The following is a 24,095-nucleotide window of genomic DNA, read 5'->3' on the forward strand; positions in this document are numbered from 1 at the left end:
TCACTTTTCAAAACCGGCACCTTACAGCACTTCAGGAGCCAGCGAAATGATTTTCATATAGTTCCGGACACGCAATTCACGGGTAACCGGTCCGAAGATACGGGTACCGACTGGATCGCCGGACTTGTTGATCAGCACCGCAGCGTTGCGATCGAAACGGATATAGCTGCCATCGTCACGAACGACCTGCTTCTTGGTGCGGACCACGACAGCTCGCGCCACATCACCCTTCTTGACCTTGCCGCGCGGAATCGCGGACTTGATGGCCACGGCAATCACATCGCCCACCAGGGCATAGCGACGCTTGGAACCACCCAGAACCTTGATGCATTGCACCTTCTTGGCTCCGGAGTTGTCCGCCACCTCGAGTGTGGTTTGTACCTGAATCATGCGGATTCCTCCGAAATCACCACCCAGCACTTATCCTTGCTCACCGGGGGGCACTCACGAATGCGCGCCACTTCACCCACCTTGAGACGATTGTCCGGGTCATGGGCCTTATACTTCTTGGAGCGGCGGATAATCTTCCCGTACAACTCGTGACGGACGTTTCGCTCCACCTTGACCACCACGGTCTTGTCCATCTTGTCGCTCACCACGACGCCCTGAAGGATGCGTTGCGGCATGACTCAACTCCCCTTGGCCACAGCATTTTGTTGCCGCGCACGTTCTCCCTGGATCGTCATGATCCGGGAGATCTCCTTGCGCACCTTGCGAATTCTCGCCGTATTTTCGAGTTGCGCCGTGGCGAGTTGAAAGCGCAGATTGAATGCTTCCTGATGAAGCTCGCGCAACTTGTCGGCGATTTGCTCTTCGGTCAGCGACCTGACTTCAGCGGCCTTCATCACGCCTTCCTCCAGTTATGAATAAACTTGGTGGGGATGGGCAGCTTCGCACCGGCCAAAGCCATGGCTTCCCGGGCGATCTCCTCCGATACCCCTTCCATCTCATACATGACACGGCCCGGCTTGACCCGCGCCATCCAATACTCCGGGTTGCCCTTACCCTTACCTTGACGAACCTCGGCGGGCTTCTTGGAGACCGGAACATCCGGGAACATCCGGATCCAGATGCGGCCACCGCGCTTGATGTGCCGGGTCATGGCACGGCGCGCGGCCTCGATCTGACGGGCCGTGATACGACCGGCCTCCAGGGCCTTGAGTCCATACTGGCCGTAGTCCAGCTCATCACAGCTTCCCGCGATCCCATGGATACGTCCCTTGTGGGCCTTGCGGAACTTGGTCTTTTTGGGTTGCAAAAGCATGATGAAGGATCCTTACGGCCTCCTGATTTCCTTGTCGATGATCTCGCCTTTGAACACCCATACTTTGACGCCGATGACGCCATACTGGGTGTTCGCATCCGCGAATCCAAACTCAATGTCCGCGCGCAGGGTATGCAGAGGCACGCGACCTTCACGATACCACTCGGTACGGGCGATTTCACCACCACCCAGTCGCCCGGCACAATTGATCCGGATGCCCAAAGCACCCAAGCGCATCGCAGACGTGACGGCGCGCTTCATGGCTCGACGGAAGGCCACACGTCTTTCCAACTGTTGCGCGACGTTTTCGGCGATCAACTGAGCCTCGGCTTCGGGCTTGCGCACTTCAACGATATTGATCGCAACCTCGGTGTTGGCCACCTTGGCGATATCGTTTTTCAGCTTCTCGATATCCGCGCCCTTCTTGCCGATAATGATACCGGGTCGGGCTGTGTGAATATTGATGCGCGCTTTTTTGGCCGGACGCTCAATGATGACCTTCGATACACTTGCATGTTCCAGGCGCTTCTTGATCCACTCGCGTAACTTGATATCTTCGAGCAGCAACGAAGCGAACGCCTTATCGGCATACCAGCGTGTATCCCACGTCTTGGTAACGCCAAGACGAAATCCTGTTGGATGTACCTTTTGACCCATTGAGTCGCTCTCCAGCTCTAATCTTGATGAGGATCTCGCGATCCGCTGTTCCCTTACGGCTCGGTAGACCGGACCGTGATGGTCAGGTGGCTCGTCCGTTTCGTGACACGACCCGCACGACCTCTGGCGCGTGGACGGAACCGCTTCATGACCAGTCCTTGATCGACACTCGCCTGATAGACCACAAGCGTATCGACATCCAGACCAAAATTGTTCTCGGCATTGGCAATTGCCGATTTCAGAGTCTCACGCACGGAATTGGCAACCCGCTTCTTGGAGAACTCCAAGGTACGCAGGGCATTTTCCACGCGCAGACCACGAATCAAATCCACGACCAGTCTGACCTTTGTGGGCGAGACCGGGAGATTTCTCAAACGAGCTACGGCTTCCATCTTCCCGTCCCTTCCTTATTTCCGGTTGGATTTCTTGTCGTTGCCATGGCCGGGGAAGGTACGGGTGGCGGAAAACTCTCCGAGCTTGTGACCGACCATGTTTTCCGTCACCAGAACCGGAATGAACTTGCGACCGTTGTGCACGCCAAAGGTGTAGCCGACGAATTCCGGAATGATCGTCGAACGCCGCGACCAGGTCTTGATCAGCTCCTTGCGTCCATTATCGCGTAGTCTCTCCACCTTCTGGAGGAGATACCCATCGAAGAAGGGACCCTTATGAATCGAACGTGCCATGCTATTCCTCTCGCACCCGTCATGACCCGAAGCTTGACGACCTCGTGCCCGGTTGCTTCCCGTTGTCCAGTAAAACCACGCCGTGCGAACGCTACTTGCGATCGCCGGTCACGCGCCGACGCATGATCAGACGATCCGAGGGTTTGCTGCCCACGCGCGTCTTCTTGCCCTTGGTTGGAACACCCCACGGGGTCACCGGATGACGACCTCCAGAGGTACGACCCTCACCACCACCGTGCGGATGGTCAACCGGGTTCATGGCCACACCACGCACCGACGGACGCTTGCCCATCCAGCGGGCACGACCCGCCTTGCCCAATTTGACATTGCCATGATCCGGATTGGAAACCTGACCGATCGTAGCCATGCAATCCAGCAGCACCATGCGCATCTCGCCCGAAGGGAGCTTCAACTGCGCATACTTGCCTTCCTTGCCCATCAACTGTACATAATTACCAGCAGAGCGGGCCAGTTGTCCACCCTTGGCGGGCTTCAACTCCACATTATGCACCACGGAACCGAGCGGAATGACTCGCAACGGCATCGCATTGCCCGGTTTCACCTCGGCAGAGGTTCCGGAGAGAACCTGATCGCCAGCGGCGAGACGCTGCGGGGCCAATATGTAGCGCTTCTCGCCATCCACATAGTGCAGCAAGGCAATAAACGCAGTCCGGTTGGGATCGTACTCGATCCGCTCGACTTTGGCCGGAATGCCGTGCTTGTCGCGCTTGAAATCGATGATGCGGTAGCGCTGCTTGTGACCACCACCTTGATGACGAACCGTCATCCGGCCATAGCTGTTGCGTCCACCGGAGTTGTTCAAGCCCTCGGTGAGACTTCCTTCCGGTTCCCCACGATGCAGTGCGCTATGGTCCACACACACTTGGGTGCGTTTGCCATTCGAGGTGGGATTGAAATATTTCAGTGCCATGATTGCGCTCCGTGCGTTTCCGTGTGTCGCACTCGGTTAGGACTTGGCATAAAAGTCGATCGCTTGCCCTTCGGCAATGCGAACGATCGCCTTTTTCCAGTCGCTTCTTTGTCCTTGCGTGCGACCCACCCGTTTGGTCTTGCCCGACTGCGTCAGGGTTTGCACGGCTTCGACCTTGACGTTGAACAGTTTCTCGACCGCGGCCTTGATCTGCGGCTTGTTGGCCCATTTGGCCACGCGGAAGACGACCTGGTTGCCTTGCTCCAGGCACATGGTTGCCTTTTCAGTGATGCGCGGGGCATCCAGGACCTGAAACAGAGTGTAAGGACCGCTCATGCCTGATCTCCTTCGCTTGCATCAATCCCGACGGCCTTGGAGCCGGGCAGATTGGCAAGACGCTCTTCCAGTTTGGCCAGTGCAGCTTCGGTCATCACCAGCTTTTCGTGGGAGAGAATATCGTACACATTGACCCCCTCGACCAGGATCACATCCACGCCCGGAAGGTTGCGGACCGACAACTCGACATTGGCGTCGATGCCCGGCAACACGATCAGGGAAGAACGATCGGCACCGATCCGCTTGAGGATCTCGAGCATCGCCTTGGTCTTGATGCGCTCCAGGCCAAAATCCTGAACGACGATCAACTCACCGGCCTCGCGCTTGGCGGACAAGGCGGTACGCAGCCCGAGGGCGCGTTCCTTCTTGGTCATCTTGACCGCATAGTCACGGGGATGCGGCCCGAACACCACACCACCGGTCCGGTATTGCGGAGCCCGGATCGTACCCTGACGGGCATTACCGGTTCCCTTCTGACGGTAAGGCTTGTGTCCGCCACCACGCACCTCGCCGCGACGTTTGGTCGATGCGGTGCCAAGACGGCGCTTGGCCAGTTGGTAGTGAACCACCCGTGTCAGCAGATCACCGCGTACAACACAACCAAAACCCAGGCTGCTCAGCTTCACGGTGCGCGACGACTCATTGCTGGCCGCGTCGATTACAGGAAAGTCAATCATCTCATCCGATCTCGAACTGGTCATTTCCGGACCGCCTTGACGGCATCGCGGATGAATAGCACCGATCCCTTGGAACCCGGCACGCTGCCTTTCAGAACCAGCAGATTGCGCTCCAGGTCCACGGAGGCCACGGTCAACCCCATGACCGTCACATTCTCATCACCCATATGGCCGGCCATCTTCTTGTTCTTGAAGACTCGACCCGGCGTTTGACACTGACCGATGGAACCAGGGGAACGGTGGGTCAGATGGGCACCATGGGTGGCACGACCACCGCGGAATCCCCAGCGCTTCATCCCACCGGCGAACCCCTTTCCGACGCTCTTTCCGGTCACATCCACTCGACCGCCAGCTTCAAATCGGTCCAGGCTCAGAGAGGAGCCAACTTCATACTCACCCGTATCCGTCACCCGGAACTCCTTGAGAATTCGTTGCGGCGGCACATTGGCCTTGGCAAAAATTCCCCGCACCGGCTTCTTGACCCGAGAGGGTTTGGCATCCTCAAAGCCGAGCTGTACGGCATCATAGCCATTCTTGTCGCTCGTCTTCAACCCGATGACCGGGCATGGCCCCACCTTCACCAAGGTGACGGCCACACTTTTGCCATCTTCCGTGAAGATCCGGCTCATACCGAGTTTGCGTCCGATCAATCCCGCGCGCATCTTGATTATCCTTTCTTCAGACCTGCCGCCTACAGCTTGATCTCGACGTTAACGCCAGCGGCCAGATCGAGTTTCATCAGGGCGTCCACGGTCTGAGGCGTCGGATTGATGATATCGATGACCCGCTTGTGCGTGCGGATCTCGAACTGTTCACGGGATTTTTTATCCACGTGCGGTGAACGCAGTACCGTATACCGGCTGATGCGAGTCGGTAACGGGATCGGCCCGCGAATTTCCGCTCCGGTGCGACGTGCGGTCTGCACGATCTCACCGGTGGATTGATCCAGGATCCGATGGTCAAATGCCTTCAACCGGATTCGTATCTTCTGATTATCCATTACCCATTCACCCAAATCGCCTTCCTGACGCCGTACCCTAACAGGCCATCGCTTACTTCATGATTTCCGAGACGACGCCGGCACCCACAGTCTTGCCACCCTCACGAATGGCGAAACGCAACCCTTTTTCCATGGCGATCGGTGCGATCAACTCCACCTCCATGGCGATGTTGTCGCCCGGCATCACCATCTCCACGCCCTCGGGCAGATTCAGGACACCGGTTACATCGGTGGTCCGGAAATAAAACTGAGGCCGATAGTTGGTGAAGAACGGTGTATGCCGACCACCCTCTTCCTTGGAAAGGATGTAGCATTCAGCCTTGAACTTGGTGTGCGGAGTGATCGAGTTTGGCTTGGCCAAAACCTGACCACGCTGCACATCCTCACGCTTGATGCCACGCAGCAGCACGCCGATGTTGTCGCCCGCCTGACCTTGATCCAACAGCTTGCGGAACATCTCGACGCCGGTGCAGACCGAGTTCGTCGTATTCTTGATGCCGACGATGGAGACGTTCTCGCCTACTTTGACGATACCGCGCTCCACGCGACCGGTCACCACCGTGCCACGACCGGAAATGGTGAACACATCCTCGATCGGCATCAGGAAGGCCCCATCCAGCGGACGCTCCGGTTGCGGGATGTAGGCATCCACCGCATCCATCAGCTTCTGGATCGCGCCGGAACCCATCGGGCCGGTATCACCCTCCATGGCCTTCAGAGCCGAACCGATCACGATCGGGATCTCGTCGCCCGGAAAGTCGTAGCTTGACAGCAGCTCACGAACCTCCAGCTCGACCAGCTCCAGCAGTTCCGGATCATCCACCTGGTCGGCCTTGTTCATGAAGACCACCAGCGAGGGCACACCCACCTGACGAGCCAACAGGATGTGCTCGCGGGTCTGAGGCATCGGGCCGTCGGCGGCGGAGACCACCAGGATGGCACCGTCCATCTGCGCGGCACCGGTGATCATGTTCTTGATGTAGTCCGCGTGACCCGGGCAGTCCACATGCGCATAGTGACGCTGATCGGTCTCGTACTCCACATGGGCGGTCGAGATCGTGATACCACGAGCCCGCTCCTCGGGAGCCGCATCGATCTGGTCATACGCTTTGAACTCGGCCAGCCCCTTGGTCGCCAGATGCTTGGTGATCGCCGCCGTCAGGGTCGTCTTGCCATGGTCAACGTGACCGATGGTGCCGATGTTGACGTGCGGTTTGTTTCGATTGAATTTCGCCTTGGCCATCTCTTTTTCCCTTTAGCCCTTGACCTTCGCCACGATTTCGTCAGCGACACTCTTCGGCACCGGTTCGTAGTGATGAAACTGCATGGTAAATGTCGCACGTCCCTGGGTCATGGACCGCAGATCCGTGGCGTATCCGAACATATTGGCCAGCGGGACCATCGCCTTCACCAACTGATTGCCCGCGATGGAGTCCATCCCATAAATCGTACCGCGACGTGAGTTCAGATCACCGATCACATCCCCCATGAAGTTCTCGGTCACCTCGACCTCCACCTCCATGATCGGCTCCAAAATCACCGGCGAAGCCTTGGCGCAACCCGCCTTGAGAGACATGGAGGCTGCGATCTTGAATGCCATTTCCGACGAGTCCACCTCATGGTAGGAACCGTCATAGAGGGCAACCTGAATATCCACCATCGGATAGCCGGCCATCACACCGCTCCCAAGGGCCTCTTCGGCTCCCTTGGCCACGGCAGAGATATACTCGCGCGGCACCACGCCACCCTTGATCTCATCCAGAAACTGGAAGCCGGCTCCAGGTTCACGCGGCTCGATACGCAGCCAGACATGACCGAACTGACCACGACCACCGGACTGACGCACAAACTTGCCTTCGGATTCCACCGTTTTGGTGATGGTTTCGCGGTAGGCAACCTGCGGCTTGCCAACATTCGCCTCGACCTTGAATTCGCGCATCATACGATCCACCAGGATCTCCAGATGCAACTCACCCATGCCCGAGATGATCGTCTGGTTGGTCTCATGATCGATCGAAACCCGGAAGGATGGATCCTCCTGGGCCAACCGTCCAAGAGCCAGGCTCATCTTTTCCTGGTCAGCCTTGGTCTTCGGCTCGATGGCAATCGAGATCACCGGTTCCGGGAAGGTCATTCTCTCCAGGATGATCGGTTTGGCTGGGTCACACAGTGTATCACCGGTCGTGGTCATTTTCAAGCCCACAGCTGCAGCAATGTCACCGGTTCTCACTTCTTTCACATCTTCGCGCTTGTTGGCGTGCATCAACATGATGCGACCAATGCGCTCCTTCTTGTCCTTGCCTGGATTCAGAATGTAGGACCCAGCGGTCAACACACCCGAATAGACACGGAAGAAGGTCAGGCTTCCCACAAACGGATCGGACATGATCTTGAAGGCCAGAGCCGAAAAGGGCTCCGTGTCCTTGGCTTCGCGAGAGTCCGGGGTCGAATCGTCCACCGACTTCACGCCCTGCACGTCCGGAACATCCTCGGGTGAGGGGAAATAGGCCACGACCGCATCCAACAGAGCCTGCACACCCTTGTTCTTGAAGGCGGAACCACACATCACCGGAATGAAGGAACTGCGGATCACACCCTTGCGGACGCAGGAACGGATCTCAGTCTCGGTGATGGTCTCGCCCTCCAGATAACGCTCCATCAGGGCATCATCTTCCTCAAGGGCCGTTTCGATCAACTTCTCGCGATACTCGTTCACGGTGTCCAGCATGTTGGCCGGAACTTCTTGAACTTCGTAGCGCGCTCCCAGCGACTCATCATCAAAGATGAAGGCCTTGCGGGAGAGCAGATCCACCATGCCACGGAAATTCTCTTCGCTGCCGATCGGCAACTGGAGCGGCACCGCCTTGGCCTTCAGACGATCCTTGATCATCGTGACCACACGGTAGAAATCCGCACCCATGCGGTCCATCTTGTTGACGAAGGCTACACGCGGCACACCATAGCGGTCTGCCTGACGCCACACCGTCTCAGACTGAGGCTGAACGCCACCCACCGAACAGAAGACTGCCACCGCGCCATCCAACACACGCAGAGAACGTTCCACCTCAATGGTGAAGTCCACATGACCAGGGGTGTCGATGATGTTGATGCGATGATCGGTCCAGAAACAGGTGGTCGCAGCAGAGGTGATCGTGATGCCACGCTCCTGCTCCTGCTCCATCCAGTCCATGGTCGCGGTTCCTTCATGCACCTCGCCCAACTTGTGCGAGCGACCGGTGTAATACAGAATCCGCTCAGTCACGGTGGTCTTACCAGCATCGATATGTGCCATGATGCCGATATTGCGCACGCGAGACAGTGGTATTTCCCTAGACACGTCACATCCCCTGTACACGAGAGATCCGGATGATCAAGTGCATCCGAATCATCAAACCTTACCAGCGATAATGAGCAAAGACCTTGTTGGCCTCGGCCATGCGATGGGTATCATCCTTCTTCTTGACCGTGGAACCGCGATTGTTGGCGGCATCCATCAGTTCGGCGGCGAGCCGCTCGCGCATGGTCTTCTCACCACGATCACGGGCATACTTGACAATCCAGCGGATCGCCAGAGTCTGACGCCGACTCGGACGAACCTCGACCGGCACCTGATAGGTGGCGCCACCCACGCGACGGGAACGCACTTCAACCGTCGGACGGGTATTGTCGATGGCATCCCGGAAGATCTTCATCGGATCATCCTTGGTCTTCTCGCCCACAATCTCCAAGGCACCATAGAACAGCCGCTCGGAGAGGGATTTCTTGCCGTCCCGCATGAGACAGTTCATGAATTTGGCTACCAGCTGGTCGCCATACACAGGATCACCGATCGTGTCCCGTTGTTGAACGTCACGCCGTCTCGACATGCATTCAGCTCCTGCAAACTAAGAGATTGTTTCTCAAAACCGGTAACCAGAAAATGCAAACCGGTAGCGGAGATTTCACCCGTTTTCAAACATACTCCGGGTGATGCAGATTACTTTGGCCGCTTGGCTCCGTACAGGGAGCGGCCCTGCTTGCGATTCTTGACCCCTTGGGTATCCAGGGTGCCACGAATGATGTGGTAGCGCACGCCAGGAAGATCCTTCACACGGCCACCGCGCACCAGCACCACCGAGTGCTCTTGAAGATTATGGCTCTCACCGGGAATATAGACGGTGACTTCATGGCCATTGGTCAAACGCACGCGCGCAACTTTACGGAGCGCTGAGTTCGGTTTCTTCGGCGTCGTCGTGTAGACGCGGGTGCAGACGCCACGCTTTTGCGGGCAGGCCTGCATGGCCGGGACGTTGGTCTTTTTCTTGACCGTCTTGCGTCCAAAACGCACAAGTTGATTTACGGTTGGCATCCCAATCTCACCCCAAACCATTAACCCGATAGTTTAACAACATTTCAGCCGTCGGTAAAGTCTTGTTCGCACTTTTTTTGCTTCAAAATCGCTGACCCGACCGACCAACCTTATATTTCGCCTTTATGGTGAACAGAACGGCGGGGTGAACCCGCCGTTCAAATCGCCATATCGTGAAAGCCCTTCATACTAACCATGCACACCAGGATTGTCAACGCTTTTTAATCAAAAAAATGTGCGTTTCCTGATTTTTCGCACGTTTGTTGCTTATTGCAACTCAGGAGACGGCCAAGCGAACCTTCTGGTGAAAGATCTCCTTGGCATGCCCGGTCCCGGCAGGAATCAATCGACCTACAATGACATTTTCTTTCAGTCCGGTCAAGGTATCAGCCTTGCCGGAGATGGTCGCCTCGGTCAACACCCGCGTGGTCTCCTGGAACGACGCCGCCGAAATGAACGACGGCGTGGAGAGTGATGCCTTGGTGATACCCAACAGCAACGGCGCACTCGACGCCTCACGACCCCCACGGGCACGCGCCTTGTCGTTCATGCGCAGCAGCTCGCTGCGCTCCACCTGCTCACCCGCCACCAGCGTGGTATCGCCCGGTTCGAGCACGGTCACCTTCTGCAACATCTGGCGCACGATCACCTCGATGTGCTTGTCGTTGATGCGCACGCCCTGCAGACGGTACACCTCCTGAATTTCGTTGACCATGAAACGGCACAACGCTTCCAGACCAAGCACCTTGAGAATGTCCTGAGGAACCAGCGACCCCTCGATCAGGGGTTCACCCCGACGGATCCAGTCCCCTTCGTTCACCGCCAACTGCTTGCCCTTGAGCAGCAGATACTCACGCGGCTCACCCCCATCATCCGGGGTGACGATCACCCGGCGCTTGCCCTTGAGATCCTTTCCGAACGACACCACACCCTCGTTCTCGGCAATGATGGCAAACTCCTTGGGACGCCGCGCCTCGAACAACTCCACCACGCGCGGCAGACCGCCGGTGATGTCGCGGGTTTTGGAGCTTTGCCGCGGGATCTTGGCGATGATGTCGCCAGCCTGCACTTGATCTCCCTCCTGGGCCACGATGACCGACCCCACCGGCAGGTAGTAGCTCACCGCTGTACCGGTCGGCGAAATCAGGGTCTCGCCTGTCTGGGGATCCTTGAGGGTCAACCGCGGACGCATGTCCACGCGACGCCCCTGCCCTTTCCAGTCGGTCACCTCGCGGAAACTCAACCCGGTGGTATCGTCCGTCACCTCGCGCAGGGTGGTTCCCTCCTGAAGATCCCCGTAACGGATCACACCGTTGAACTCGGTGATGATCGGAGTCGCGAACGGATCCCACTCGGCCAGTACGCCACCCCGCTCCACCGCGCCGCCATTGGCCACGGCCAGACGTGCGCCGTAAGGCACCCGATAGCGCTCGCGCTCGCGACCGACAAAGCCGCGCTCCAACTTGCCACTCTCGTCCGCGGAGCGGGCATCGTGGACCGTCACCTCGCTGTTGCGCGACAACACCACGAAATGACCGTTGCGATCCGTCACGGTAGAGAGATTGTGATAGCGCACCATGCCGCCGTTGACCGTCTCGATGGAGGATCGCTCCACCGCGCGCGACGCCGTACCACCAATGTGGAAGGTGCGCATGGTCAACTGCGTCCCTGGCTCGCCGATGCTCTGAGCCGCGATCACACCCACGGCCTCACCCTCGGTCACCGGCACGCCACGCGCCAGATCGCGTCCATAGCACAACACGCACACCCCGCGCTCCGTGGCGCAGGTCAAAGGCGACCGGATCAACACCGACTCGACGTTCGAGTTCTCGATGCGATCCACATCCGCCTCGTCCATGATCTGCCCCGCTTGAACCAACAGCTCGTCGGTCACCGGATCATACACGTTATACACCGGCGTGCGTCCGAGAATCCGGTCGCCAAGGGACTCCACAACGTCGTTGCCTTCCAACAGCGCGGCGGCGGTCAACCCCTCCTCGGACTTGCAGTCAAGCTCACGCACGATGCAGTCCTGGGCCACGTCAACCAGACGACGGGTCAGGTAACCCGAGTTGGCGGTCTTCAAGGCGGTATCCGCCAACCCCTTGCGCGCGCCGTGGGTGGAGATAAAGTACTGCAACACCGTCAACCCCTCGCGGAAGTTCGCGGTGATCGGCGCTTCGATGATCTCGCCAGACGGCTTGGCCATCAGACCGCGCATGCCCGCCAACTGACGCATCTGGGCGGCGGAACCGCGCGCGCCGGAGTTGGCCATCATGAAGATGGAGTTGAAGGAGAGCTGCTCCTGTTTCTGTCCCTTGCTGTCGATCACCTCTTCCGAGGAGATCGCCTTCATCATCGCCTCGGCGACCCGCTCGGTGCACTGGGACCAGATGTCAACCACCTTGTTGTATTTCTCGCCCTCGGTGATCAGACCGTCCGAATACTGCCGCTCGATCTCCTGAACCTTCACCTGGGATTCGCGCACCAGCTTCTTCTTGGCCTGCGGAATCACCAGGTCATCCTTGCCAAACGAAATCCCGGCCCGGGCCGCGAACGAAAAGCCCATGCCCATCAAACGATCCGAGAAGACCACGGTCTCCTTGGCCCCGCAATTGCGGTAGACCAGATCGATGAGGTTGGCAACCTCCTTCTTCGTGAGCAGACGGTTGATGCGCTCGAAAGGCACCACATCCGGCAGAATCTCGGTCAGCAGCACGCGTCCGACGGTGGTTTGGATGCGCATGCCGTTCATGCGGCAATAGATGCGCGCGTGCAAACCGGCGATTCCCGAATCAAACGCCTGACGCACTTCGGCGGGCGAGCTGAAGATCATATCCTCGCCGGCAACACCGAGCCGCTCGGAGGTCATGTAGTAGAGACCAAGGATGATGTCCTGGGTCGGCACGATGATCGGCTTGCCGTTGGCGGGCGAGAGGATGTTGTTGGTGGACATCATCAACACGCGCGCCTCGATCTGCGCCTCCACCGACAACGGTACATGCACGGCCATCTGGTCGCCGTCGAAGTCGGCGTTGAAGGCGGTGCAGACCAGCGGATGGAGTTGGATCGCCTTGCCTTCGATCAGCTTGGGCTCGAAGGCCTGGATACCCAGACGGTGCAAGGTCGGTGCGCGGTTGAGCATGACCGGATGTTCGCGAATCACCTCCTCGAGAATATCCCAAACCTCGCTCTTCTCCTTCTCCACCATGCGCTTGGCCGCCTTGATGGTGGTCGAGAGGCCCTTCTCCTCCAGACGGTTATAAATGAAGGGCTTGAACAACTCCAAGGCCATCTTCTTCGGCAGACCACACTCGTGCAGCTTGAGATCCGGACCGACGACGATCACCGAACGGCCCGAATAGTCCACGCGCTTGCCCAGCAGGTTCAGACGGAAGCGACCTTGCTTACCCTTGAGCATCTCGGAGAGTGATTTCAACGGGCGCTTGTTGGTGCCGGTGATCACCCGTCCACGTCGTCCGTTGTCGAACAGGGCGTCCACGGACTCCTGCAACATGCGCTTTTCGTTGCGGATGATGATGTCCGGCGCACGCAACTCGAAAAGGCGCTTCAGCCGGTTGTTGCGGTTGATCACCCGACGGTAGAGATCGTTGAGATCCGAGGTGGCAAAGCGACCGCCATCCAAAGGCACCAACGGACGCAGCTCCGGCGGGATCACCGGCAGCACCTCCAGGATCATCCACTCCGGACGATTGCCCGACTCCTGGAACGACTCCAACGTATGCAGCCGTTTGATGATCCGCTTGCGACGGGCATCCGAGTTGGTGGCCGACATCTCTTCGCGCAGGGTTTCGATCTCCTGCGGGATGTTCATGCCGGCGAGCATGTCGCGAATCGCCTCAGCGCCGATGCCGGCGGTGAAGTCCTCGCCATACTCATCCAACAGCTGATGGTAGCGCTCCTCGGTGAGAAGCTCCCCCTTGGAGAGCGGGGTCATGCCGCCATCGAGCACCACGAAGTTCTCGAAGTAGAGCACCCGCTCCAGATCCTTCAAGGTCATGTCCAACAACAGACCGATGCGGCTCGGCAGGGATTTCAGGAACCAGATGTGCGCCACCGGCGCGGCCAGCTCGATGTGGCCCATGCGCTCGCGCCGCACCTTGGACTGAATCACCTCCACGCCGCACTTCTCGCAGACCACGCCGCGATGTTTGAGGCGCTTGTATTTGCCGCACAGACACTCGTAATCCTTCACCGGTCCGAAGATCTTGGCGCAGAACAGACCGTCGCGCTCCGGCTTGAAGGTACGGTAGTTGATGGTTTCGGGCTTTTTGACCTCTCCGAAGGACCAGGACCGGATCTTCTCTGGGGATGCCAGGGAGATGCGGATGCCATTGAAATTCTGTCCCAGGGTCGGTCGGGAGAACAACTTGAAGAGATTTGGTTTCACGTCCTCTCGCTCCACAAAATAACTTGCATGATGGGGGGAGGACCCCCTCACCCCCCAACCGTAGACCTCCCTGACGGGCGTCACGGTAAGAGTCGTCGCCCCGGCGAGCCGGGGCGGTTGTATCCTGATTGGGAAGGCGCTGATTCTTGACCAGGCTCCACAAGGAGAATATCCCCGTTCGGTGCCACCCCCGGCAAAGAATCAATCCGTGGTCTTCAACTCCACATCCAACGCCAAGGATTGCAACTCCTTGATCAACACGTTGAACGACTCCGGAATGCCCGCGTCAAAGGAGTCGTCGCCTTTGACGATCGACTCGTAGATCTTGGTGCGGCCCGCCACGTCGTCGGATTTGACCGTGAGCATCTCTTGCAACGTGTAGGAGGCCCCATAGGCCTCGAGGGCCCACACCTCCATTTCCCCGAAGCGCTGTCCACCGAACTGCGCCTTGCCGCCCAACGGCTGCTGGGTGACCAGCGAATAGGGACCGATGGAGCGGGCGTGGATCTTGTCGTCCACCAGATGGTGCAGTTTAAGGATATAGATATAGCCCACGGTGACCGGGCGATCGAACGGCTCGCCGGTGCGCCCGTCGATCAGACGATGTTGTCCGGATTTGGGCAGATTGGCCTTCTCCAGAAGCTCGACGATATCTTTCTCCGTGGCCCCGTCAAAGACCGGGGTGGCGATCGGCACCCCATCGCGCAGGTTGCCGCACAGGGTCAACACCTCCTCGTCGGTCAGCGCCTTGACGGCGCGGGACTGACGAGGATTGGTGAAGACGATGGAGAGCACCTCGCGCACCTGTTCGATATCCTGGGACTCCTGGGTCCGGTAGGCATCAAGCGCCTCGCCGATACGTACCCCCAACCCCTTGGCGGCCCAACCGAGATGGGTCTCCAGAATCTGACCCACATTCATACGCGACGGCACACCCAGGGGATTGAGCACGATGTCCACCACCGTGCCATTCTCCAGATGCGGCATATCCTCGACCGGGTTGATCTTGGAGATGACGCCCTTGTTCCCGTGGCGACCGGCCATCTTGTCACCGGGTTGCAGCTTGCGCTTCACCGCAATGTAGACCTTCACCATTTTCAGACCGCCGGGCGGCAGGTCGTCACCACGTTCCAGCTTTTCGACCTTGCTGTCGAACCGCTTCTTCAAACGGGCGGCGGCCTTCTCGATCTGCTCGCGGATCCCCTCGATCTGCTGGGTGATCTGATCGTCGTCCAGCACCACCGAATCCCAACGGCGTGAACCCAACTGACTCAGCAGCTCATTGGTGATCTCGGTCCCGGGAGCCAGACCCGCGCCACCCCGCGCACTCTTGCCCACCATCAACGCACGAATGCGGGCATCCGCGTCCAGCTCGATGATGCGCCGCTCGGCAGCCATGTCCTTGCGCAGCCGGACGATCTCCTCCTGGTCGATCAATTTGGCGCGATCGTCCTTTTCCAGGCCGCGACGCGAAAAGACGCGCACATCGACGACTGTTCCGGCGACACCAGGCGGCAGACGCAACGAGGTGTCACGCACGTCCGAAGCCTTTTCGCCGAAGATGGCCCGCAGAAGTTTCTCCTCCGGGGTCAACTGGGTCTCGCCCTTCGGGGTCACCTTGCCGACCAGGATATCCCCGGCCTTGACCTCGGCACCCACATAGATGATCCCCGATTCGTCGAGATTGCGCAGCGCATCCTCGCCGACATTCGGCATGTCGCGGGTGATCTCCTCGGGTCCGAGCTTGGTGTCCCGCGCCATGACCTCGAACTCCTCGATATGGATCGAGGTGAAGACGTCATCGCGCACCAGACGCTCGGAGATGAGGATCGAGTCCTCGAAGTTGTAGCCGTTCCAGGGCATGAAGGCCACCAGAACGTTGCGTCCCAACGCCAGTTCGCCCCACTGGGTGCTCGGACCATCGGCGATGATGTCACCCTTGTTCACCCGCTCACCGGCCCGTACCAGCGGGCTTTGGTTGATGCAGGTGTTCTGGTTGGAACGGGAGAACTTGATCAGATTGTAGATGTCCACGCCCGGCTCGGTCGCGCCCGGCTCGTCATCCGCCTTGATGATGATGCGACCCGCCTCCACCTCGTCCACGATGCCGGAACGCTTGGCCACGATCGCCACGCCCGAATCCCGCGCCACCACCCCTTCCATGCCCGTGCCCACCAGCGGGGCATCGGTCTTGATCAAAGGCACCGCCTGACGCTGCATGTTCGAACCCATCAGCGCGCGGTTGGCGTCGTCATTCTCCAGGAACGGGATCAACGCCGCGGCCACGGAGACGATCTGCTTGGGCGAGACGTCCATGTACTCGACGCGGATGGGCTCGCCCACCGTGAATTCGAGCTTGTGACGGCACTGGATCAGTTCACCGGTCAGACGCCCCTGACGATCCAGGGCGGCGTTGGCCTGGGCGATGACGTAGTTCTCTTCCTCAATGGCGGAGAGATAATCCACCTCGTCCGTGACCTGGCCATTCTCCACGCGACGATACGGGCTCTCGATGAAGCCGAACTCGTTGATGCGCGCATAGGTGGAGAGGCTGTTGATCAGGCCGATGTTCGGACCTTCCGGGGTCTCGATCGGACAGATGCGGCCATAGTGGGTCGGATGGACGTCGCGCACCTCGAAGCCGGCGCGCTCGCGGGTCATGCCGCCCGGTCCCAACGCGGAAAGACGCCGCTTGTGGGTGATCTCCGAGAGCGGATTGGTTTGATCCATGAACTGCGAGAGCTGGCTGGAGCCGAAGAACTCGCGGATCACCGCCGAAAACGGCTTGGAGTTGAGGATGTCGTGCGGCATCAGGGAGTCGGAGTCCGCGGCGGACATGCGCTCGCGAATCGCCCGCTCCATGCGCACCAAACCGATACGCACCTGGTTTTCCAACAACTCGCCCACGGAACGGACACGCCGGTTGCCCAGATGGTCGATGTCGTCCACCTTGCCGTGACCATCCTTGAGCTTGAGGAGGATCGACAGCACGCCGATGATGTCCTCCTTGCGCAGCACGCGGACATCCAGGTCGCACTCCAGATCGAGCCGCTTGTTCATCTTCATCCGACCCACGGCGGAGAGATCATACCGCTCCGGGTTGAAGAAGAGGTTGTTGAACAGATTGGTGGCCGCATCCAGGGTCGGCGGCTCGCCCGGACGCATCATCCGGTAGATGTCGATCAGCGAGTCATCGGTGGTCTGATTCTTGTCCAGCGCCATGGTATTGCGCAGATATGGACCCACGGTGGTGTAATCGATGAACAGGGTCTCGATCTCCTGAATCCCCGCGTCCTCGAAACGAACCAACAGATCCTCGGTCACCTCGCCACCCGCCTCGGCGATCAGATCACCTTCGGCGGTGTGCATATCGTGGGAGAGGAAACGCCCGATCAGATCCTCGGCAGGCACCGGCAACCACTCCAGGCCGAGCTGCTGGATTTTCTTCACCGCCCGCGCCGTGATCTTGCGCTTGGCGCTCACCAACTCCTCGCCACTCTCCGGATCGACGATGGCGTAGTTGAAACGGCTGCCCATCAGACGCTCGAAGTCGAGCTTCTTCTCCCAGACCACGCCCTGCTTGCGATACCGCTCGGAGTCGTGGAAACGGTTGAGGATCTCCTCGCCCGACATGCCCATGGCACGCAGGAGAGTCGTCACCGGCAACTTGCGGCGACGGTCGATGCGCGCGTAGACGATATCCTTGGGATCGAACTCGAAGTCGAGCCAGGAACCGCGATAGGGAATCACCCGCGCCGAAAAGAGCAGCTTGCCACTGGAGTGGGATTTGCCCTTGTCATGGTCAAAGAAGACGCCCGGCGAACGGTGCATCTGCGAGACGATCACGCGCTCGGTGCCGTTGACGATGAAGGTGCCGGTGGCGGTCATCAGGGGCATCTCACCCAGATAGACCTCCTGCTCCTTGATCTCGCGCACCGAACGGGTACCGGCGTCCTCGTTCTCCTCCCAGATCACCAGACGGAACGAAACCTTGAGCGGCGCCGAAAAGGTCATGCCGCGCTGCAGGCACTCGTCCACCTCATACTTGGGCTCGCCAAGCTGGTAACGGACATATTCGAGACTGATGGTGTTGGAATAGTCCTGGATGGGGAAGACCGACAGGAAGACCCCGTGCAATCCCATGTCACGGCGCAGATCCGGGTCAACCTCTTCCTGGAGGAAGCGTTGAAAGGACTGGGTCTGGATGGCGATCAGGTTGGGAATGTCGATGATGGTCGGGATGCGGCCGAAGTTCTTGCGCAGCCTTTTCTTTTCAGTGAACGACAGAGCCATCGGAACTCCTGGAACGACCTGTTTGGAAACAAAACATGGGACTCGCGCGCCAGTGGGAACAGGGGGTCCCCACGCCAACTACCCGCGCCTAGTCCCGGCGATCATGCACGGTATTGCGCCACATCCTGTTGGCGCGATGGGGATCTTGGGACAGATCGTCCCCAGGGGAGCGACCCTCTGGAGTGTGACCCGAGACCAACCCATCCACCCGACTGACCTCAATCATGCCCTCGGATACGAAATGGCCGAACAGCGTGGCATGACTTTCAATATTGAAATTTCTCAAACGCCACAAATGCCAAGACCCGCCGCGCGATCCGAACTCCATTTCCTCGTGGATCGCGGGCGGGAACCTGACAAGAACGTGGAATTACTTGATCTCGACCTTGGCGCCGGACTCTTCCAGCTCTTTCTTGAACTTCTCGGCATCGGCCTTGGAGACACCCTCCTTGACCGGCTTCGGCGCAGCCTCGACCAGATCCTTGGCCTCTTTCAGGCCCAGGCTGGTGATGGCGCGCACGGCCTTGATGACGTGAATTTTCTTGTCTGCCGGCACATCGGCCAGGATGACGGTGAATTCGGTCTGCTCTTCCACCGGGGCAGCGGCCTCGGCAGGAGCGGCGGAAGCGGCCACGGCAACCGGAGCGGCGGCGGAAACACCGAAGCGCTCTTCCAGGGCCTTGACCAGATCGGCCAGTTCCAGGACCGTCATGGTTTCGATGGCGGAAATCAGTTCTTGTTGCGACAGAGCCATGTTCTTTCTCCAATCATATCGATCGCGCCATGCGCGAATTTTGTGAATGACAAGCCCAGTCCCCCACCTGGAGTCCAGGCCAGGGTAAGGGTCAAGCGGCTTGTTTCTCTTTTTCCTCGCGGATCCGGTCGAGCACGCGCACGAAGCTGGCGGGCACGGCGGCCAGGACACCGACGATGTTCTGCACCGGGTTCATCATGGTACCGAGCAGACGAGCCAGCAGCACCTCGCGCGAGGGCAGCTTGGAAAGCTCGACGATCTCCGCCGGGTTCATGAAGACGCCATTGAGAACGCCTCCCTGCACGATCAGCAGGGGATGCTTCTTGGCAAATTCCGTGAGCACCTTGGCCGGGGCCACGGGATCCTTGGAGAAGGCCAGGATCGTGGGACCGGTGAGAACCTTACCCAACGGCTCGAACTGGGATCCCTGGATCGCCCGACGGGTCAAGGTGTTCTTGACAACCCGCAACTCCGCGCCAGCGGCACGAATTTCACGCCGCAAACGGGTCATCTGGGCCACGGTCATGCCACGGTAGTGAGAGGCGATAGCCACCTGCGAACGGGCCATGCTCTCCTGGACCTCTTGGATGATCACTGATTTTTCGGTTTGGTTCACCGACTGTGCTCCTTTCTGGCTGAGTTGGTGCGCCCCCCATTCCCTGTCAAGGGTTGGCCAGGTCGCAGGTTTTCGTGTCTCGTACCAACAAAAGCGTCCCCAACCAGAGGATATTCCGCATGATTGGTCTCGGCGGGCCGAAGCTGATTTCCATTAAGAGGCGCGTGATTCACGCCTCACCCGCTGTCTTGGACGAATTCAAACCGGTGGCGCGCTCCCGAACGGGAACCGCAGGTCACACCGTGTGCACATCCACCCGCACGCCCGGCCCCATGGTCGAAGAGACGGTCACCTTCTTCACATAGGTGCCCTTGACCACGGTGGGACGCTGCTTTTTGAGCTGGCCCACAAGGGCGCGACAGTTGTCGCTGATCTTGTCGGCATCGAAGGAGACCTTGCCCACGCCGGCGTGGATGATACCCGCCTTCTCGACGCGGAAGGCCACCTGACCGGCCTTGATGGACTTGATGATGCCGGTCATGTCGAAGGTCACGGTGCCGAGCTTCGGGTTGGGCATCAGGCCACGGGGGCCCAGAACACGTCCCAGGCGACCCACGATGCCCATCACATCGGGGCAGGCGACGACGCGATCAAACTCCAGCCAACCCCCTTGAATCTTCTCGACCAACTCGTCCGCGCCGACATAATCGGCTCCGGCGGCCAGTGCCTCCTGGGCCTTGTCACCCTTGGCAAAGGCGAGAATCCGAACCGTCTTGCCGGTACCATGGGGCAGCTCCACCGTGCCGCGAACCATCTGATCGGCATGCCGGGGATCAACGCCCAGATTGACCGCGATCTCAACCGACTCGTCGAACTTCGCGTTGCTCTTCTCTTTCACCAGACGCACCGCGTCTTCCAGCGTGAACTGGGTGGTACGGTCAAGACCCTCCCAAAGAGCTTTGATCCGTTTACCGCGCTTGGCCATGACTCGCTCCTCGATTCCTTTTCAAACGTGCATGATGTGGGGTATCCCCCTCACCCGCCAACCTTGGCCTCTTCCAACGGAAGGGCATCGGTCAATCCATCCACTCACACCACTTCCAGCCCCATGGAACGGGCCGAGCCGGCGATGATCCGCTTCGCGCCTTCCAGATCCTTGGCGTTCAGATCCACCATCTTGGTTTCGGCGATCTGCGCCACCTGATCCCAGGTCACCTTGCCGATCGGACCACCCTTGCCGGGCTTCACCGCGCCCTTGGGCACGCCGGAGGCCTTGCGCAGCAGATAGGTGGCCGGCGGGGTCTTGATCTCGAAGGTGAAGGTTCGGTCCGCATAGACCGTGATCAACACCGGGGTCGGAGCCAGAGGCTCCAACGTCTGGGTACGGGCATTGAAGGTCTTGCAGAACTCCATGATGTTCAGGCCGTGCTGACCCAGAGCCGGTCCCACGGGCGGGCTGGGCTTGGCCGCGCCAGCCGGGCATTGCAATCTGACATACGCTGTGATTTTCTTGGCCATTTTGGCGAATCCCCAATCTGTGACACCATATGAAAGCGTGAATGAGCATGAACTCCCGCCAGGGAGATCCATGGTCGGGGGGTGAGGGGGTTCTCCCCCCATTCATGCAAATTACAGCTTTTCGACCTGAACGAAATCCAACTCCACGGGTGTTGCGCGTCCGAAGATGCTCACCGAGACCTTCAAACGAGTCTTGTCCTCATCCACCGCCTCCACCACGCCGTTGAAGGAGACGAACGGACCATCGGTCACACGTACGCTCTCACCCACCGCGAAGGTAACCTTGGGCTTGGGTTTTTCCATGCCCACCTCGACCTGATGAAGGATCTTTTCCACCTCACGCTCGGACAACGGCTGCGGGCGCCCTCCACCACCGAGAAAGCCGGTCACCTTGGGAATGGAGTTCACCAAGTGCCAAGTCTCGTCGTTCAACTCCATCTTGACCAGGACATAACCAGGGAAGAACTTGCGCTCCGAGGTCACCTTGTGACCGCCACGCAGTTCAACCACCTCTTCCGAGGGGACCAGGATCGACTCGAACAACTCCCCGGAACCGGTCAGTCGCACACGCTCCTCAAGGGTGCTCTTGACCTTTTTCTCAAATCCCGAGTAGGCGTGAATCACATACCACTGTTTGGCCATGGTTGTCCTTTTTCTTTGTGCGCGGTCCCAAGCCGTCAACCGATGATCTGACGCACGACGAGCGCCAGGATCGCATCCACCATCCACAAAAACAGAGATACCAGAACCACCATGCCGAATACGACGATGGTCGTGTTCATCGTATCCTTCCGGGTAGGCCAAACCACCTTGCCGACCTCGGCACGCACCTCAGTCAGGTAGGTTCTGAATTGGGCGATCCGCCCACTGTCATTGATCATGGAGTGATTCTTACGGTGAGGAAGGCAAATGAATGTTGGACCTTAAGCACCAGCACCATCAGAACCCCGGTCAAGGGGCCTTCAAGCCGATACGCCATACACATTGGCAGGACAGGAGGGACTCGAACCCCCAACCGCCGGTTTTGGAGACCGATGCTCTACCACTTGAGCTACTATCCTAATCCAACATGTTCACGTCGCGCCCCAGGGACGCGACGTGATATCTACTTGATCTTTCCTTCCTTGTGCAGGGTATGCTTGCGGCACGCCGAACAGAACTTCTTGAGCGCCATCTTTTCCGGCTTGTTCTTTTTGTTCTTGTCGGTGGTATAATTACGCCGCTTGCACACTTCGCAACAGAGGCTGATCAGGTCACGCATCTATCTCTCCCAGTTCCCTGGCTGCTTTTCTGTCTTGGCATCGATCGTCGGTTCGAACCGATCCGGCGGACAATGGACGGAACACCCGAGGGTGTTCGGCGCATTGCACGCAAGCCACGACTTACTTCATGATTTCCGAAACAACACCCGCGCCCACGGTCTTGCCGCCTTCGCGAATGGCGAAGCGCAGTCCCTTCTCCATGGCGATCGGTGCGATCAGCTCAACTTCCATGGCGATGTTGTCGCCCGGCATCACCATCTCCACGCCCTCGGGCAGATTCAGCACACCGGTCACATCCGTGGTGCGGAAATAGAACTGCGGGCGATAGTTGGTGAAGAACGGGGTATGACGACCACCTTCTTCCTTGGAGAGGATATAGCACTCGGCCTTGAACTTGGTATGCGGGGTGATCGAGTTCGGCTTGGCCAAAACCTGACCACGCTGCACATCCTCGCGCTTGATGCCACGCAGCAGCACGCCGATGTTGTCGCCCGCCTGACCTTGATCCAACAGCTTGCGGAACATCTCGACGCCGGTGCAGACCGAGTTCGTCGTATTCTTGATGCCGACGATGGAGACGTTCTCGCCCACTTTGACGATACCGCGCTCCACGCGACCGGTCACCACCGTGCCACGACCGGAAATGGTGAACACATCCTCGATCGGCATCAGGAAGGCACCATCCAAAGGACGCTCCGGTTGCGGGATGTAGGCATCCACCGCATCCATCAGCTTTTGGATCGCGCCGGAACCCATCGGGCCGGTATCACCCTCCATGGCCTTCAGAGCCGAACCGATCACGATCGGGATCTCGTCGCCCGGAAAGTCGTAGCTCGACAGCAACTCACGCACCTCAAGCTCGACCAGTTCCAGCAACTCCGGATCATCCACCTGGTCGGCCTTGTTCATGAAGACCACCAGCGAGGGCACACCCACCTGACGGGCCAGCAGAATGTGCTCGCGGGTCTGAGGCATCGGGCCGTCGGCGGCGGAGACCACCAGGATGGCGCCGTCCATCTGCGCGGCACCGGTGATCATGTTCTTGATGTAGTCCGCGTGACCGGGGCAGTCCACATGCGCATAGTGACGCTGATCGGTCTCGTACTCCACATGAGCGGTCGAGATCGTGATACCACGAGCCCGCTCCTCGGGAGCCGCATCGATCTGGTCATACGCTTTGAACTCGGCCAGCCCCTTGGTCGCCAGATGCTTGGTGATTGCCGCCGTCAGGGTCGTCTTGCCATGGTCAACGTGACCGATGGTGCCGATGTTGACATGCGGTTTGTTTCGATTGAATTTCGCCTTGGCCATGACAATCTCTCCGCTGGGACTCTGCAATCTCGAATTATGGACAAAAACTTGAAAATAAAAAAATGCCTCGGGACTGAAGTCGCGGGCTTGA

At 59.0% G+C, this 24,095-nt stretch carries 26 protein-coding genes and 1 tRNA gene; all 27 read right to left on the reverse strand.

Annotation, left to right across the window (positions count from 1 at the left end; all coding sequences use genetic code 11):
- Nucleotides 1–21: 21 nt before the first annotated feature.
- On the reverse strand, nucleotides 22–390 hold the full coding sequence (rplN, locus tag ACOY6C_RS11875) for a 50S ribosomal protein L14 (protein ID WP_420905689.1): 369 nt from the start codon (nucleotides 388–390) through the stop codon (nucleotides 22–24).
- The gene (gene rpsQ / locus ACOY6C_RS11880) at nucleotides 387–626 is read right to left on the reverse strand and encodes a 30S ribosomal protein S17 (protein ID WP_420905690.1); all 240 of its coding nucleotides are present in this window, start codon (nucleotides 624–626) and stop codon (nucleotides 387–389) included. Before rpsQ ends, rplN begins: the two co-directional genes overlap by 4 nt.
- Before the next feature lie 3 nt (nucleotides 627–629).
- Nucleotides 630–845 (reverse strand): 50S ribosomal protein L29, encoded by a 216-nt coding sequence (rpmC, locus tag ACOY6C_RS11885; protein ID WP_420905691.1) that lies wholly within the window; start codon nucleotides 843–845, stop codon nucleotides 630–632.
- Nucleotides 845–1,264, reverse strand: a complete 420-nt coding sequence (gene rplP, locus ACOY6C_RS11890; protein WP_420905692.1) for a 50S ribosomal protein L16 — start codon at nucleotides 1,262–1,264, stop codon at nucleotides 845–847. Before rplP ends, rpmC begins: the two co-directional genes overlap by 1 nt.
- A gap of 12 nt (nucleotides 1,265–1,276) precedes the next feature.
- Nucleotides 1,277–1,921 carry a 30S ribosomal protein S3 gene (gene rpsC / locus ACOY6C_RS11895; RefSeq protein WP_420905693.1) on the reverse strand — a complete coding sequence of 215 codons (645 nt, stop codon included), beginning with the start codon at nucleotides 1,919–1,921 and terminating at the stop codon, nucleotides 1,277–1,279.
- Between the two features lie 53 nt (nucleotides 1,922–1,974).
- The gene (gene rplV / locus ACOY6C_RS11900) at nucleotides 1,975–2,313 is read right to left on the reverse strand and encodes a 50S ribosomal protein L22 (protein WP_420905694.1); all 339 of its coding nucleotides are present in this window, start codon (nucleotides 2,311–2,313) and stop codon (nucleotides 1,975–1,977) included.
- Nucleotides 2,314–2,328: 15 nt separating this feature from the next.
- Nucleotides 2,329–2,607, reverse strand: a complete 279-nt coding sequence (gene rpsS / locus ACOY6C_RS11905; protein WP_420905695.1) for a 30S ribosomal protein S19 — start codon at nucleotides 2,605–2,607, stop codon at nucleotides 2,329–2,331.
- Between the two features lie 91 nt (nucleotides 2,608–2,698).
- Nucleotides 2,699–3,538, reverse strand: a complete 840-nt coding sequence (rplB, locus tag ACOY6C_RS11910) for a 50S ribosomal protein L2 (RefSeq protein WP_420905696.1) — start codon at nucleotides 3,536–3,538, stop codon at nucleotides 2,699–2,701.
- Nucleotides 3,539–3,574: 36 nt separating this feature from the next.
- Nucleotides 3,575–3,874, reverse strand: coding sequence for a 50S ribosomal protein L23 (gene rplW / locus ACOY6C_RS11915; RefSeq protein WP_420905697.1), 300 nt, complete (start codon nucleotides 3,872–3,874; stop codon nucleotides 3,575–3,577).
- Nucleotides 3,871–4,551: a 50S ribosomal protein L4 gene (gene rplD, locus ACOY6C_RS11920; protein ID WP_420905698.1), complete on the reverse strand. Its 681-nt coding sequence runs from the start codon at nucleotides 4,549–4,551 to the stop codon at nucleotides 3,871–3,873. The genes rplW and rplD overlap by 4 nt, the downstream gene beginning before the upstream one ends.
- A 20-nt stretch (nucleotides 4,552–4,571) precedes the next feature.
- Entirely contained in the window at nucleotides 4,572–5,213 is a 642-nt protein-coding gene (gene rplC, locus ACOY6C_RS11925) for a 50S ribosomal protein L3 (RefSeq protein ID WP_420905699.1), read from the reverse strand.
- 29 nt (nucleotides 5,214–5,242) lie between these two features.
- Entirely contained in the window at nucleotides 5,243–5,551 is a 309-nt protein-coding gene (gene rpsJ, locus ACOY6C_RS11930; protein WP_420905700.1) for a 30S ribosomal protein S10, read from the reverse strand.
- A gap of 52 nt (nucleotides 5,552–5,603) precedes the next feature.
- Nucleotides 5,604–6,794 (reverse strand): elongation factor Tu, encoded by a 1,191-nt coding sequence (tuf, locus tag ACOY6C_RS11935; protein ID WP_420905701.1) that lies wholly within the window; start codon nucleotides 6,792–6,794, stop codon nucleotides 5,604–5,606.
- 12 nt (nucleotides 6,795–6,806) lie between these two features.
- Nucleotides 6,807–8,888, reverse strand: coding sequence for an elongation factor G (gene fusA / locus ACOY6C_RS11940; RefSeq protein ID WP_420905702.1), 2,082 nt, complete (start codon nucleotides 8,886–8,888; stop codon nucleotides 6,807–6,809).
- A 58-nt stretch (nucleotides 8,889–8,946) separates the two neighbouring features.
- Nucleotides 8,947–9,417 carry a 30S ribosomal protein S7 gene (rpsG, locus tag ACOY6C_RS11945; RefSeq protein ID WP_420905703.1) on the reverse strand — a complete coding sequence of 157 codons (471 nt, stop codon included), beginning with the start codon at nucleotides 9,415–9,417 and terminating at the stop codon, nucleotides 8,947–8,949.
- Between the two features lie 110 nt (nucleotides 9,418–9,527).
- Nucleotides 9,528–9,899, reverse strand: a complete 372-nt coding sequence (rpsL, locus tag ACOY6C_RS11950) for a 30S ribosomal protein S12 (RefSeq protein WP_420905704.1) — start codon at nucleotides 9,897–9,899, stop codon at nucleotides 9,528–9,530.
- 277 nt (nucleotides 9,900–10,176) lie between these two features.
- Nucleotides 10,177–14,310 (reverse strand): DNA-directed RNA polymerase subunit beta', encoded by a 4,134-nt coding sequence (gene rpoC / locus ACOY6C_RS11955; protein WP_420905705.1) that lies wholly within the window; start codon nucleotides 14,308–14,310, stop codon nucleotides 10,177–10,179.
- A 201-nt stretch (nucleotides 14,311–14,511) separates the two neighbouring features.
- Entirely contained in the window at nucleotides 14,512–18,603 is a 4,092-nt protein-coding gene (rpoB, locus tag ACOY6C_RS11960; RefSeq protein ID WP_420905706.1) for a DNA-directed RNA polymerase subunit beta, read from the reverse strand.
- A gap of 370 nt (nucleotides 18,604–18,973) precedes the next feature.
- A complete protein-coding gene (rplL, locus tag ACOY6C_RS11965; RefSeq protein WP_420905707.1) occupies nucleotides 18,974–19,357 on the reverse strand; it encodes a 50S ribosomal protein L7/L12 in 384 nt (127 codons plus the stop codon).
- 91 nt (nucleotides 19,358–19,448) lie between these two features.
- Nucleotides 19,449–19,973, reverse strand: coding sequence for a 50S ribosomal protein L10 (gene rplJ / locus ACOY6C_RS11970; protein WP_420905708.1), 525 nt, complete (start codon nucleotides 19,971–19,973; stop codon nucleotides 19,449–19,451).
- A 235-nt stretch (nucleotides 19,974–20,208) separates the two neighbouring features.
- Entirely contained in the window at nucleotides 20,209–20,898 is a 690-nt protein-coding gene (gene rplA, locus ACOY6C_RS11975; protein ID WP_420905709.1) for a 50S ribosomal protein L1, read from the reverse strand.
- Between the two features lie 104 nt (nucleotides 20,899–21,002).
- Nucleotides 21,003–21,431, reverse strand: coding sequence for a 50S ribosomal protein L11 (rplK, locus tag ACOY6C_RS11980; RefSeq protein WP_420905710.1), 429 nt, complete (start codon nucleotides 21,429–21,431; stop codon nucleotides 21,003–21,005).
- A 111-nt stretch (nucleotides 21,432–21,542) separates the two neighbouring features.
- Entirely contained in the window at nucleotides 21,543–22,073 is a 531-nt protein-coding gene (nusG, locus tag ACOY6C_RS11985) for a transcription termination/antitermination protein NusG (RefSeq protein WP_420905711.1), read from the reverse strand.
- Between the two features lie 35 nt (nucleotides 22,074–22,108).
- Nucleotides 22,109–22,312, reverse strand: coding sequence for a preprotein translocase subunit SecE (gene secE / locus ACOY6C_RS11990; protein ID WP_420905712.1), 204 nt, complete (start codon nucleotides 22,310–22,312; stop codon nucleotides 22,109–22,111).
- A 104-nt stretch (nucleotides 22,313–22,416) separates the two neighbouring features.
- Nucleotides 22,417–22,492 (reverse strand) — tRNA-Trp (locus tag ACOY6C_RS11995).
- A gap of 44 nt (nucleotides 22,493–22,536) precedes the next feature.
- Nucleotides 22,537–22,692 (reverse strand): 50S ribosomal protein L33, encoded by a 156-nt coding sequence (gene rpmG, locus ACOY6C_RS12000; RefSeq protein WP_420905713.1) that lies wholly within the window; start codon nucleotides 22,690–22,692, stop codon nucleotides 22,537–22,539.
- 121 nt (nucleotides 22,693–22,813) lie between these two features.
- Nucleotides 22,814–24,004 (reverse strand): elongation factor Tu, encoded by a 1,191-nt coding sequence (tuf, locus tag ACOY6C_RS12005; RefSeq protein WP_420905701.1) that lies wholly within the window; start codon nucleotides 24,002–24,004, stop codon nucleotides 22,814–22,816.
- Nucleotides 24,005–24,095 lie beyond the last annotated feature (91 nt).

The organism is Candidatus Magnetaquiglobus chichijimensis (genome assembly GCF_045865675.1).
GTDB classification, from domain to species: domain Bacteria; phylum Pseudomonadota; class Magnetococcia; order Magnetococcales; family Magnetaquicoccaceae; genus Magnetaquiglobus; species Magnetaquiglobus chichijimensis.